This is a genomic window from uncultured Nostoc sp. (assembly GCF_937863485.1).
Lineage (GTDB): Bacteria > Cyanobacteriota > Cyanobacteriia > Cyanobacteriales > Nostocaceae > Nostoc.
Genome location: NZ_CALMFY010000225.1, coordinates 20,503 through 33,761, shown reverse-complemented (window position 1 = coordinate 33,761; position 13,259 = coordinate 20,503). Strand labels below are relative to the sequence as shown.

Annotated in this window: 14 protein-coding genes; 8 read left to right on the top strand and 6 right to left on the bottom strand. The window is 41.2% G+C overall.

Going from position 1 to position 13,259, the window contains the following annotated elements; all coding sequences use genetic code 11:
* A partial coding sequence (locus Q0541_RS31005) for a HEAT repeat domain-containing protein (protein ID WP_298920191.1) occupies nucleotides 1-448 on the top strand: 448 nt, incomplete at its 5' end.
* A 275-nt stretch (nucleotides 449-723) separates the two neighbouring features.
* Here the strand turns inward: Q0541_RS31005 and Q0541_RS31000 are convergent.
* From Q0541_RS31000 to Q0541_RS30985, 4 genes are all read right to left on the bottom strand, one after another.
* Nucleotides 724-933 (bottom strand): type II toxin-antitoxin system HicB family antitoxin, encoded by a 210-nt coding sequence (locus Q0541_RS31000; RefSeq protein ID WP_298920189.1) that lies wholly within the window; start codon nucleotides 931-933, stop codon nucleotides 724-726.
* 66 nt (nucleotides 934-999) lie between these two features.
* Nucleotides 1,000-1,446 (bottom strand): DUF29 domain-containing protein, encoded by a 447-nt coding sequence (locus Q0541_RS30995; protein ID WP_298920187.1) that lies wholly within the window; start codon nucleotides 1,444-1,446, stop codon nucleotides 1,000-1,002.
* 57 nt (nucleotides 1,447-1,503) lie between these two features.
* Nucleotides 1,504-4,134: a bifunctional aconitate hydratase 2/2-methylisocitrate dehydratase gene (acnB, locus tag Q0541_RS30990; RefSeq protein ID WP_298920194.1), complete on the bottom strand. Its 2,631-nt coding sequence runs from the start codon at nucleotides 4,132-4,134 to the stop codon at nucleotides 1,504-1,506.
* A 584-nt stretch (nucleotides 4,135-4,718) separates the two neighbouring features.
* The gene (locus tag Q0541_RS30985; RefSeq protein WP_298920186.1) at nucleotides 4,719-5,114 is read right to left on the bottom strand and encodes a hypothetical protein; all 396 of its coding nucleotides are present in this window, start codon (nucleotides 5,112-5,114) and stop codon (nucleotides 4,719-4,721) included.
* Nucleotides 5,115-6,060: 946 nt separating this feature from the next.
* Here Q0541_RS30985 and Q0541_RS30980 point away from each other — a divergent pair.
* Together Q0541_RS30980 and Q0541_RS30975 are read left to right on the top strand one after the other, a co-directional pair.
* Nucleotides 6,061-6,354 carry a DUF433 domain-containing protein gene (locus tag Q0541_RS30980; protein ID WP_298920184.1) on the top strand — a complete coding sequence of 98 codons (294 nt, stop codon included), beginning with the start codon at nucleotides 6,061-6,063 and terminating at the stop codon, nucleotides 6,352-6,354.
* On the top strand, nucleotides 6,351-6,548 hold the full coding sequence (locus Q0541_RS30975) for a hypothetical protein (RefSeq protein ID WP_298920182.1): 198 nt from the start codon (nucleotides 6,351-6,353) through the stop codon (nucleotides 6,546-6,548). The genes Q0541_RS30980 and Q0541_RS30975 overlap by 4 nt, the downstream gene beginning before the upstream one ends.
* Nucleotides 6,549-6,611: 63 nt before the next feature.
* Here the strand turns inward: Q0541_RS30975 and Q0541_RS30970 are convergent, their stop codons facing one another.
* Both Q0541_RS30970 and Q0541_RS30965 read right to left on the bottom strand, forming a co-directional pair.
* Entirely contained in the window at nucleotides 6,612-7,823 is a 1,212-nt protein-coding gene (locus Q0541_RS30970; RefSeq protein ID WP_298920179.1) for a GUN4 domain-containing protein, read from the bottom strand.
* 3 nt (nucleotides 7,824-7,826) lie between these two features.
* On the bottom strand, nucleotides 7,827-8,318 hold the full coding sequence (locus Q0541_RS30965) for a hypothetical protein (RefSeq protein ID WP_298920177.1): 492 nt from the start codon (nucleotides 8,316-8,318) through the stop codon (nucleotides 7,827-7,829).
* Nucleotides 8,319-8,504: 186 nt separating this feature from the next.
* Between Q0541_RS30965 and Q0541_RS30960 the strand changes: the two genes are divergently transcribed.
* The 5 genes from Q0541_RS30960 to Q0541_RS30940 all read left to right on the top strand — a co-directional run.
* On the top strand, nucleotides 8,505-8,825 hold the full coding sequence (locus tag Q0541_RS30960; protein WP_298920175.1) for a 2Fe-2S iron-sulfur cluster-binding protein: 321 nt from the start codon (nucleotides 8,505-8,507) through the stop codon (nucleotides 8,823-8,825).
* Between the two features lie 139 nt (nucleotides 8,826-8,964).
* Nucleotides 8,965-9,147, top strand: coding sequence for a hypothetical protein (locus tag Q0541_RS30955; RefSeq protein ID WP_298920173.1), 183 nt, complete (start codon nucleotides 8,965-8,967; stop codon nucleotides 9,145-9,147).
* Nucleotides 9,148-9,402: 255 nt separating this feature from the next.
* Nucleotides 9,403-10,476, top strand: a complete 1,074-nt coding sequence (locus Q0541_RS30950) for a DUF3326 domain-containing protein (protein ID WP_298920170.1) — start codon at nucleotides 9,403-9,405, stop codon at nucleotides 10,474-10,476.
* Between the two features lie 167 nt (nucleotides 10,477-10,643).
* Nucleotides 10,644-11,240 (top strand): CPBP family intramembrane glutamic endopeptidase, encoded by a 597-nt coding sequence (locus Q0541_RS30945; RefSeq protein WP_298920168.1) that lies wholly within the window; start codon nucleotides 10,644-10,646, stop codon nucleotides 11,238-11,240.
* 658 nt (nucleotides 11,241-11,898) lie between these two features.
* Nucleotides 11,899-13,259: GAF domain-containing protein (locus tag Q0541_RS30940; RefSeq protein WP_298920166.1), on the top strand; the 1,361-nt coding region annotated here is incomplete at its 3' end.

Below are 13,259 nucleotides of genomic sequence, written 5' to 3'. Positions count from 1 at the left end.
TAATGATGCCGATAGCGATGTACAGCAAGCAGTGACAGAGGCATTGGGACAGATTAAGGATGTACGAGCAGTTGAACCCCTGATTGCCAAGCTTAATGATACCGATAATAATGTGCAGCAAATAATAGAGGCAGCACTAGTAAAACTTGGGGATGCTAAGACTATACAAAATTTGCTAAACAGGTTGTCATCTGAGAATAAAAATATAAGGGTAATAACACTCAAAGCATTATCTTGGATTTGTCAGGATCAAATAGATCGTAAGCTGCTTTCTAGGGATGTAGATGCTCTTAACCCCTTTCTAGATCCCCAAGAAGAGATTGGTGAAGAACGAGTTAATTATGCTGCTGCTCAATTAAAAATATCCGTCGAGGATGTGCGTATGCGTTATCAAACACTTGCCCAGCAATTTGGTCTGAAATTGAACTTTACTACAAATGCTTCATGAGATTACTAAATGTCATAGCATAACATAAAATTACTTAAATCTATTTAACTTAAAAGACTTTCAATTTCCTCATCAGTAAAACCAAACTGCCTAAAAATACACAAAACATAAGCAGGAGACATTTCTCTTGCACCCATATTTATAAGAACTACTCTCCTTTTACCATCAACTTCACGAGTATATAAGCAATGCTCACCTTTTCATTGGCAATAAAATGTGCAACCTGCTTGTTCTAAAAGCTTTATTAACTCTTTAGGTTTAAGGGAAAGTAATTTTTAGGCATAAACCTTCCTTAATTCGTATATATCCGAATCTTGTGCTTTTTCCTCTATTAGTAAAAATTCATATAATTCTTCTATAGAAATAGGAGATTTGTAAGTATTAGGTTCAGATTCATAAACACTTTGAAAAGACTCAATTGCTTCCGTTATCTTCTTAACTGTATCCTCTTGCGTCTTTCCCTGTCCGACAACACCATTTTCCAAACATAAAGCTACCCAATAGCCAGAACTTTATCTAATTACAACGGTAAAAAAATTCATTTCTTCAACTTAATAGCTGTTTTTTAAGGTTTCTTCTAATGTAAAAGGAGATTCTTTAGGAAAGAAATTTAATTTAATCCCTGTTTCATCCGATGCTTTTAAACGAGCTTTTTGATAACAATCTTCAAATACTTTTGTAAGTAGAGGTTGCAAACTGGGACTATCTTCTAATAATGTTTCAATACAGATACGTTGTTCAGAAATGGTGCTGCGCCAACTTTCACTACGTTTTTCTGGTTGATATTGCCATTTCAGCAAGTGCATTAATAGCACAATTAATCGATTTTTTAACTCGCGTTTTTCACTTCTCCCCATGTTTTCAATTTCTTCAATTAGATTAGGTATATCTATTTCATTAAAATTATTTTCTTTTAACTGTTGGGCAATCGTTTGTGTCCACAAGTAAAAATCTTGTTCATAGAGATTTTTGTCATTGATAAAAGATGGACTGGTCATTAATATTCCTCTTGTAAACGTTAAATATTAGGTGGGCATAACACCCACCTAATTAAACTATACCAACAAAGCCTGCTCCTCTTTAGAAATCACGCGCCCTTCATCCTCAAAACCGACGATTTGATCAAAGTTCAAATACCGATACAAATCATCTGCAAAAGGATGAATTCTCCTCGCCACAATATCCAAATATTCCTGCACTGTCGGAAGCCGTCCCAGCAGCGCACAAACTGCGGCTAATTCGGCTGAACCAAGATACACTCGCGCATCTTTACCCATGCGATTATTGAAGTTGCGGGTAGACGTAGAAAATACTGTTGTGCCATCAGCAACTCGCGCCTGATTACCCATGCACAAACTGCATCCTGGTATTTCTGTTCTAGCACCCGCACCCCCAAAAATGCTGTATACACCTTCTTCTTTAAGTTGGTGTTCATCCATGCGGGTTGGTGGTGAAATCCACAGGCGAGTTTTCACTTCACCTGCACCTTCTAAAACTTTCGCTGTTGCCCGATAATGACCAATATTTGTCATACAAGAACCGACGAATACTTCTTGCACTGGATCGTTAGCAACTTCCGATAATAATTTAACATTATCGGGGTCATTGGGAGCAGCAACAATTGGTTCTTTGATTTCGTTCAAATCAATTTCAATTATTTCGGCATACTCAGCATCGGCATCGCCTTCTAATAACACGGGATTTGCTAACCATTCTTCCATCTTTGCCACACGGCGCAGCATGGTACGCGGATCATGATAGCCTCGTGCGATCATATTTTTCAGCAGCGCGACGTTAGAACGCAGATATTCCGAAATTGTCTCTACACTCAGCTTAATTGTACATCCGGCACAAGAACGCTCGGCACTAGCATCGGTAAGTTCAAAGGCTTGTTCAACTTTTAAATCTGGCAAACCTTCTATTTCTAAAATTCGCCCGGAGAAAACGTTTTTCTTATTTTGCTTCTCTGCTGTCAGCAAACCTTTTTGAATTGCCACGTAGGGAATAGCATTTACGACATCGCGCAGGGTGATACCTGGTTGCAATTCACCTTTAAATCTTACTAAAACTGACTCTGGCATATCTAAAGGCATGACACCCAAAGCCGCTGCAAACGCTACTAATCCAGAACCGGCGGGGAAGGAAATACCCAAGGGGAAGCGAGTGTGAGAGTCGCCGCCAGTTCCCACGGTGTCAGGTAGCAGCATCCGGTTTAACCAGGAGTGGATGATACCATCACCGGGGCGGAGGGCAACACCGCCACGAGAGGCAAAGAAATCGGGGAGTTCGTGATGGGTTTTGATGTCTACTGGTTTGGGATAAGCAGCAGTGTGGCAGAAACTCTGGATCACTAAGTCTGCACTGAAACCAAGACAGGCAAGTTCTTTCAATTCGTCGCGGGTCATGGGGCCTGTGGTATCCTGGGAACCAACGGTAGTGATGATCGGTTCGCAGGATGTGCCGGGACGCACACCTGGTAATCCGCAAGCTTTACCTACCATTTTCTGTGCTAGGGTGTAGCCTTTGCCTGTATCAAAGGCTTGCTGGGGACGGGTAAAGACAGTGCTGGGTTCTAAACCAAGTGCAAGACGAGTTTTGTCGGTGAGGGTACGTCCGATAAGTAAGGGGATGCGTCCACCTGCGCGAACTTCATTGAGGATGGTGTCAGGTTTGAGGGTAAAGGTGGAAATGACTTCGCCTGTTTCATTGGTGATTTCGCCTTTGTAAGGATGGATGGTAATTACCATGCCGGTTTCCAGTTGGGTGACATCGCACTGAATAGGCAAAGCACCGGCATCTTCTGCTGTGTTAAAGAAGATTGGCGCGATCGCACCACCTAAAACATAACCCCCAGCACGTTTGTTTGGTACAAAAGGTATATCATTTCCCATGTGCCACAATACGGAGTTGATCGCAGATTTACGCGAGGAACCTGTACCAACTACATCCCCAACGTAAGCTACAGGATGCCCTTTTTTCTTCAATTCGGCAATGGTTTTCAAACTTCCCGGTTGCCGTGACTCTAACATCACTAAGGCGTGCAAGGGAATATCTGGGCGAGTGGTGGCGCTTTGGGCGGGGGATAAGTCGTCGGTATTAGTTTCGCCAGGAACTTTAAAAACGGTGACAGTGATAGCTTCTGGTACTGTGGGACGAATGGTAAACCATTCAGCTTCAGCCCAAGAGTCAATCACCCGCTTGGCGAAAGGATTTGTTTTAGACAACTCCAAAACATCGTGGAAGGCGTCGTATACTAAGAGAATTCTGCTTAAGGCGTTGGCGGCGTAGGCAGCGATGGGTTCCTTTCCTTGTCCACCCATCACCAGAGGTGTTTCAGATGAGTCTGAGAGGGATACGGTGGGCCATTGCAGCAAATCGATTAAAGATTGCACATTATAACCACCTACCATCGTCCCCAGCAATTGCACAGCTTCTATGCGCGAAACCAAGGGACTGGTGATTTCCTTTTTGGCGATCGCGGTGAGAAATCCAGCTTTGACATAAGCTGCTGGATCAACACCTGGAGAAACGCGATCGCTCAATAGATGCAATAATATCTCCTCTTGACCCTTTGGCGGATTTTTCAGTAATTCACATAATTCTGAGGTTTGCTTCGCATCCAATGGCAAAGGGGGAATACCGAGTGCTGCTCTTTCAGCAACGTGTTTACGATATGATTCCAGCATTTTTATGTTCTCCATTGGGATATTCTCCATTTAATTATGAAATATTTTTAGGCAATTTTTGGCTATAAAAGTTTACCTGATTTTTATAGCTGAAAGCCTTATGAGTAATCGGTTGTTTGCAAATCTTTTTTATACTGAAGGTATAGTTTGAAAAGTATTAGGCAAATAGAATTTGCTACTACACAAACTCTCGTCTTCCTCCGTGGACTAAGAGGAAATCAAGGATTTTTAACCCACCTCCGTGGGTTTTGTCTGTATAGCCAAGCCAGTGCGTTGGGCGGGCAATGCCCGACTTAATCCAAAGTTTTATTATATAGCAGTCCTGAATCATTCGTGAGACAATAGATCCCCGACTTCTTTGAGAAGTCGGGGATCTAGACACCTTGAATGTCACCTTCGGCTTATTACTTTTAATTTTTCATGCCTCGCCCAAAATGCACTTAACTTTAGTCGCTTAAACTTCCGCGCAATGGTATTAGTACAGGTTGGCGGAAATAAACCTACCATTTCATTACAGCCAGGAAGCCCAAAATTAAAACCTTTTGAATGAGTGACTTTTGACTTTTGACTTCCGCTTTGCGGTACTAGGCGGTTATTGCATTTTCATTTGATGTTTTATCTGTATTAGATTTTAAACGTGTCAATCTGCTTTTACGGATGCGATCGCTGTCTCGAACGCCACCTGCAAGTTCATATTCATCGCTGTTTTTGCCGTATTTAAAACCAACACCCACCAGCATTTTATCTGAAACCTGACTTAAGGTTTTTTCCATCTCATCCAGCTTTTTTCTAGAAGAGTCAATCATAGCTATAGCAGCATTATAATCATTAAGCATATTGTGAAACTGCTCTATTAATTGACTCAGGTTTTGCAAGCTGTAAGTATTATCAAAATTGATATTTGGATCGATAGCTTTCAATCCGGCAACTCTAAACTCAGCTTTGTCTAGAATCCGGGAACTACGTTTTGTTCGAGGCAAAATTTTACACCTTTAATAGCTCTACAGAACTATTTTGTCTTAATTGACTTGTATTCTGGTTCAGCAAAAAGCGCATTTTTATGAGTAAAAATTTTTATTAATGCCCGTGATTTCTCGGAATTTAATCACGAAAGGTTGATTTTCAGTGAAATAATATTATGTTTAAGTTGTACGAAAACTACAATGTTGTTGCAAAAGCGTAGGCATAGCCCGTCGTAGACATCGCACTTTTACTTCTATAGCGGTTCTTGTACCCTGCGGGTAGCCGCTACGCGTCTATGGATGCAATACACAATAGGGCATAGCATTGCTCATTGGTGTCAGTTTTACCCCACCCTAACCCTCCCCTTGGAAAGGGGAGGGAACTAGATTTCCTGTTTCCCCCCAATAAACGGGGGGATTAAGGGGGGTAATTCAACTTTTGTGTACACTGTAGCTTGGTAAGGGGAAGGGTTGGGGGTGCGGTAAAACGTATATTGGGTAAGCATTTTAGCTTAAGTTGACACTTCTGAGCATTGCTGTGCCCCTACAAATGGTCTGTATTCCATGCAATTGAGAAGCGCTATGAGTGATCGCTTTAACTTTAAGGCTTAATGTTGTAACCTTAAGGCTTAATGTTCTAGCTCTAAGGCTTAATGTTGTAACCTTAAGGCTTAATGTTCTAGCTTTAAGGCTTAATGTTGTAACTTTAAGCCTTAATGTTCTAGCTTTAAGGCTTAATGTTCTAGCTTTAAGGCTTAATGTTGTAACATTGATGACCAAAGTTTGTTGGTGAGTGCAATCATCGCTACATAGTCTATATTGTTGATTTACAGCGATCGCAGAGTTGAAAAAAATTTCAATAAAAATGAAAAGCTTATTCTATAAGCCTTTTGACTTTTGACTTCCGCGTAGCGGTATTAGTCTGTGATACATTAACAGAGATACTGCCAAAAATTTCATTAGTATGACAACTACTACAAACTCTCACTATGTTACCCGACAGCCTGATATTTTATCAGGTGAACCGATTATTAAGGGAACTAGAACTCCTGTGAGAGCAATTGTTGAAAATTGGCGTTTAGGTATTAGACCAGAAGAAATCCCGCTACATTTACCTCATTTAACTTTAGCGCAAGTCTTTGATGCTTTGAGTTTTTACTTAGATAATCAAGCAGAAATTAATGAATATATCGAACGCAATCATGTCCCTGATGAATTAGTCCATCCAGCTATTAAAGCTAGATTAAATCAAAAATGACGATTTTTGCTCTAGTTTATATTGATGAAGATGTAGATATTCTAGTGGCTACTTTACTCTTAGCAAGAGGTTTTGATGCAACAACAGCACGAGAACAGCAAATCTTAGGAGAACCAATTCAGGCGAACTGTTATAACCCCGCACGAGTGCCAGGTATCGGAATTATTGTTGATTCTACCGTCCATCTGGGCTAGGTAATAAATCTTTTTAAATGTCTGAAAGCCTTAAATGTTACACTTTACAAGTCTCGATGCGTTTCAGAATAGAGATTTAATGTAACTAATGTTACAACTTTCAAGTCTCGATGCGATAATAGAGATCCGCGTACCCAGCGACGATTTGTCTTTAAATAGAAAACCCACACTTAATGTTCCTAGTAAAGGGAGGCGTCCATTATCTTTCGTAGTAGGGAGGTATCCCTTAAGTTGGGAGGTGTCAGTAAAATCAGTATAAGTTTTATTCTCAACCATAAAAAACCACTTACTATTCACTCTCCATCCTACGTGATCGCCAAACTTCTCCCAGGCTTCTGGATTATACTTGCCGTCAGCTTGACCGCCAACGCTCAAGTAAATTTCCTTCTGGACGCTGAAGCCAAAATATCCATTGCTGTATTTTATCCATAAGTGGTTAATTGTGCGTAAGTCAGTGCAAGGAAAATTTAAGAGTTCGTCTGAGGTCAAAAAGTCGTCATCCTTTTTACCGTAAGCCTGAATCATCACCCCATAAGTTTCTTTGTCAGCTTCTTGCCACTTTCCTGCTTTTAGGAGGCCGTCCAGTGTGGTATAGTCAATGCCTCTCTCTGATTCAAGTGGGTTGCGTTCGCCCTGCTGCTCCCTTCGAGAGATGCTGTTAGTAGGCTGTGTTTCTGGTGTTGCAGTCTGAGCTACTTTAGTATTTGTTGGAACGGACTGATGTAGTTGATTCCAAATTTCTCGACCTACCACTGATATTCCTAAGCCTAGACTTCCCCAACCCACCCATTTCAAAAATTGTCTTCTAGGCGGTGGATTGATCAGAGATATTTCAAATGGTGCTTCTGAACGTATAATACTTTGTATCAAATCTTGTAATGCGGATTCGTCATTCAAACTATTAAACTGAATCCAACGCCATATCGCAAGATGCGCTATTTTATCTGGTATGTTGGTTACTCCAGGCAGGAGGATAGGAATCACACGAAAACTTTTTGATTTTCCCTGCTGCCTAACAAACCAATTTATTACTGTGTATAGTTCGATATTCTCTTGAAAATTCCCCAATCCATTTCGACCAATAAAAAAAGCACCTGTTCTAGATTGAGTAATTCCGCTGTAAACTTTTTCTAAAATTGTGTCTCCCCCAAGAATTTGCTCTTCATCTAACCAAGGCTCTAGTTGGTACTGCTTAAGTTTTTGAGCAATTGCTCTCACTAGAGGTTTATCCAAACTATTGTGAGCCAGAAACACATCAAACATAGGTTCTTGCATTTATCACTCCTCCACACCTGCAATTTTTGCCAACGCCTTGGCGTAATCTTCCAACCCACCGCGCAAAACTTCCAACTCACTTCGCAACTTGGGTTCCTCCGACCAACCTTGCTCATGTTCTTTGGGACTCACCCCCAGAGGTCGTCTAGCTTCCCACGCTTGCAACAACGGATGCCATTTAGCCAAAAACGGCCTTAACCCATTATTCAACACAGCGATCGCAATTCCCCCCACTGAATCACGAGAAGCACCCACATCCGGCCCGGCGGCTTTGAGAACTTCGCGGGTAGTGCCAAATAAACTATAAAGAGAGTTCATCGCTTCTCGTACCAAACCCTGGTCAACTTCTAATGGTTGCACAGCAATGCGCGTCACCAATTCCACATAAAGCGACCAAGCGGCTTTCCGTTCTGTGGGGTCAGTATTCCAAGACATCGAACCAATGCCAAAAGGCAGACTTACAGATACAGTTTTTAAGACAACGCGATCGCGCATATATATTTATAGTAAATTTAACTACTAATTATAATTATAGTAATTAATGTTACTAGTCTAAAAATTGTTCAGAATTAGTGACTATAATCTCAGTATTTAACCTAAACTTTTATGCTACTATCTAGATATTTTTAACTAATTCAGATAGAATAATAAATTTGTTCGTTGCATCACCTTTCTTTGTATATGCCCAAAAGTTACACCGTAGAAATTCATCACCAAGGCGAAATTCACACCTTGCAAGTTCCTGAAGATGAAACTATCTTATCAGTTGCCGATGCTGCTGGTTTGGATTTGCCGAGTTCCTGTCATACAGGTGTTTGCACAACTTGCGCTGGTCAAATAAGCGAGGGAACTGTGGATCAAACTGATGGTATGGGCGTTAGTCCAGATTTGCAAAAGCAAGGTTACGTATTGCTTTGTGTTGCCAAACCCCTTTCTGATTTGAAAGTTCAGACGGAAAAAGAAGATGTAGTTTATCAGTTACAATTTGGCAAAGACCAATAATCAGTAAATAGTTATCAGTATCGGAATTGATTATTGATAACTGTTCACTTACATTACCAAATCTGATAAATAACATAAGTATTTCAGAGCAACTGATATCAGCTATTCTATAAACTACAAATCAACAGGATTTACCAAGATGACGACTCATTTTATTACCGCAGAAATTGATTTACAAGAAACTCCCGCAGAATTACTAAAAGTAATTGAAACAGAGTTGAATAAACAAGGGGAACCCCTCCGTTGGGCAGTTACCTCTGTGGACGTTGACAAACAAAAAGCTATAGTTGAAGCCGTGGTGACAAAGAGTGCCCAGTCTTGAGTAGTGAGTGCTGAGTTAGAAGTTGATAGTTGAGAGTAGGCAAAGACTATTTCATTTTCATCTAGCCCGCCTCAGAATGAATTCTGAGTCTAAAGACGACTGAGAAAAGGTTATAGTCCCTTAAAACGGACTTTAGTTATGAGGCGCAAAACTTTAGTTCTGGGCAGTTCATGTCTAGAACGAAATAGCCCTGGAGAGTGAGAAGTAATTATAATTTTTACTCATAACTCACAACTGGGCACTGATAACTATAAGATGAATCGTCCATACACAGCTATCTTAATTGTACCAACTGGCGTTGGGGCTGCCATTGGGGGTTATGCCGGAGATGCTTTACCTGTTGCCAAAGTTATAGCACAGGTTTGCGATCGCCTAATTACTCACCCCAATGTCCTTAATGGTGCAAGTTTGTATTGGAATCTCCCAAACGCCTTCTATGTTGAAGGTTATGGGCTTGACAAATTTGCTTCTGGATGCTGGGGGTTGCGTCCAGTCCGCACCAACAAAGTAGGTTTGCTTTTAGACCAAGCCATTGAGCCAGAGTTGCGACTACGACATATACAAGCAGCAGATGCAGCTAGAGCAACTTTGGGATTGACCCTCACAGATTATGTAATTACTGATGCACCATTAAATGTAGAATTACGGACTACAGCATCCGGAGCTAGTTGGGGAACAATTGGCAACCCAGATAGCTTGTTACGGGCAGCTGAGATATTAATTAAGAAAGCGGGAGCAGAAGCGATCGCAGTTGTTGCCCGTTTCCCCGATAATATAAATGAGGAAGCAGTACAAAAATACCGCCACGGTGAAGGCGTCGATCCTTTAGCGGGTGCAGAAGCCGTAATTAGCCATTTGCTAGTGCGAACCTTTCAAATTCCTTGCGCCCATTCTCCTGCCCTTTTGAGCGAACCTCCACAACCTGATTTATCTCCCCGTTCCGCCGCTGAAGAATTGGGCTATACCTTTTTGCCGTGTGTGCTTGTAGGATTAAGTCATGCCCCACAATTTATAATTGAGAAAAGACTGATCCCATCAGAGCAAGAAGATATTTGGGCAGATCAAGTCGATGCTGCGATCGTACCTGCAACTGCTTGTGGTAGCAGTGCCTTACTGAGTTTAAGCCAAAGACGATGCCAAATAATTACAGTAGAAGAAAATAAAACCCTTATCAAAGTTCCTCCCCAACCCTTGGGGATCAAAACTATACAGGTAAACTCATATTTAGAAGCAGTGGGTGTATTAGCAGCACACAAAGCAGGCATCAATCCCTTTGCTCTCCGTCCCAATTTATTACCTTTGCAGCCAGTAGTTAAAAGACGCGATTAATCGCGTACAGGAGTTAGGAGTTTGGAGAGACGCGATTAATCGCGTCTGTACTTTGGAGAGACGGGATTAATCGCGTCTGTACAGGTTAAAAATTATAAGTTATTTCTCCCCCTGCCCCCCTGGTTACTGAGCGCAGTCGAAGTATGCCCCACTCCCCTTAAAAACCCGTGGTTGAACAACACAAACAAGAGCCAGAAATTCCATACCTGACGCGCATCCAAGTACTTGGGGCGATGGGAGCGACTGCAATCATTTTGTTGATAGTCGCCAAAGTTTTGTTGCACTTGGGCAACTTTTCCCTATTTTCTTGGGACTTGAACCAAAGAAAGTTGCTGTTGGGTGTAGGGTTAGGGTTCGTCATCACCGCGTTAAGTGGCTTAACTTATCGCCTTTGGACTGCCTATCGTAAAAGTGCAGATTATTACCTAGAAGTGGTACTGAAACCCTTAGCCTTACCAGATTTAATTTGGCTGGGGTTACTACCGGGGTTGAGTGAAGAATTATTATTTAGAGGTGTGATGCTGCCAGCTTTAGGCTCTGATCTTACAGCTGTAATTTTATCCAGTCTTTGTTTTGGTATCTTGCATCTCAGCGGTTCCCAACAATGGCCTTATGTGATTTGGGCAACAATTGTTGGGATGATATTGGCATATAGCGCCCTGCTCACAGGCAACTTATTAGTGCCGATTGTCGCTCACATTATTACCAATTGGATTTCTAGCTATTTCTGGAAAATGTCGCAATTGTCGGCAATTAAAAAATAAATTTTGAGCTATTTTCAGGTAAATAAACCACGCGCTAAGGGCGCAAGGCCTTACGCCCCTACGACAGATGTGGTTCAAATACTTGAATTTTGCTGTAATAAAGCTCTTGTGATCTAATCCCATCCACTCTCTCGATGCGTAGTTTACCGCCGTAGGCATCGCTTGCGTGGAAATAGAATCAAGAACCTGTTTCAGCTTGTGTCTTAATTGATTCAAGTGGGTGGAATATTCCCTAGACAATTCCTAGAAACCTAAGGAATCACTACTAAGCTTATCTCCTGTCAAGGGCTTAAAGGCTTATTTTCGCATTATTCCTTCCCTTTCTTACGGGGGAGGCTAACTGTGAGAAGTCTGTATAACTTCTGTATAACTATTGTTGAAAAAGAAAGATTGTTTGGCTGTCTTGCCAAAAAACCGCAACAGCTGATGAGAAAATAAGACATTAAAACAAAGCGATCGCCATTTGATTGTTAACAAGCCCGTTAATCAGACCAGATTTTTTGAGGTCAAAGCCAACAAAAGTATTATGGAGCATGACGTAAAAAGTTAGTGCCTCAAAATACTCCTGAAAGCCAGTCCTTATTTAAGAAATTTTATGTAGAATTTGGTGGTGAAGTTATTTACTTGATTCTGAATTGCAGGAATCCAGGTTTCATTTATGAGTCAGTCTTTTTCTCAAACCCAAGCAAGACAAAATCGTCAACAAAAGCTGTGGCAACAAAAATGGAGTTTAAAGACTAAAGCAATAGTTTGGGCACTAAGCATCAGTGTCCTTCCTGTGGTTGCAATTGGAACAGCTACTTACTACTACGGCATTAATTTAATTACCAAACAAATTCCGCAAGTCAAACAAGAGAGTCTGAAAAGTTCAACACAAACTGAACTTGCTCTACAGGGACAACTCTCACTCTTGTTAACTGCTATGGGGGGAACAGCAATTTTGGCTGGTGCGATCGCAACTTTTATAGCTAATCGAGCTATTAGTCGAGTTAGCAAGGCTGCTGTAACTTCTAATATTATCAAAAATAAGCTACGTCCAGACAGTGACTTTACTAAAACTTTCATCGCTAGTGAAGATGAATTAGTGATGTTAGAGAGAAACATCAACTTATTCACAGAGCTGCTTTCGGTTATGGGACAACAGAAAGAAGCCGAAGCTGATTACTCCCAACTATTGATGAAAATTACCCGTTGGGTTCGAGAATCATTCAATGAAGAGGATGTTCTCAAAACTACATCAGAAGAAATTCGTAAAGCTTTAAGCATTGATCGCGTAACCATCTTTTGCTTCAACTCCAACACTAATGGAACCTTTATTGCCGAATCAGTAGCAGCTGGTTTACCGAAAATGTTAGGGGTTACAATCTCTAACCCTTGGTTCGAGGCAGGGTATATAGAAAAATACCACAATGGTCGCATCCGTGCTATTGATGATATCTATCAAGCCGATCTGAATGATGGTGATATTGAGTTGCTGGAGCAATTTGGTGTCAAATCTAATTTAGTAGCACCTATTCTCAAAGGCAAGCAGCTATACGGTTTATTGATTGCACATCAGTGTTCTAGACTTCGCTATTGGCAGCAGTCTGAGATTGATTTATTCGCTCAGATAGGTATGCAAGTGGGATTTGCCCTTGACTACGCCAAGCTTCTAGAACAGGTAGATACAAAGGCAGATAGAGCTGAGGTATTTATCGAAATTACCCGCAGCATTCGCCAATCGCTCCACGAAGAGGATGTGCTCAAAAGCACTGTAGATGAGGTTCGTAAAGCACTGAGTGCTGACCGAATACTGGTTTATAGTTTTGATGCTAATTGGGTTGGAACTGTGATTGCCGAATCAGTGGTTCCAGGTTATCCAAAAGTTTTGCGAGCTGAAATCCAAGACCCATGTTTCGCTCAGAACTATGTAGAAAAGTATCAGTCTGGTCGTGTTCAAGCTACAAACAACATTTATGAAACCGATTTAACTGATTGTCACATTAACCTACTCGAATCCTTTGCTGTCAAAGCAAATTT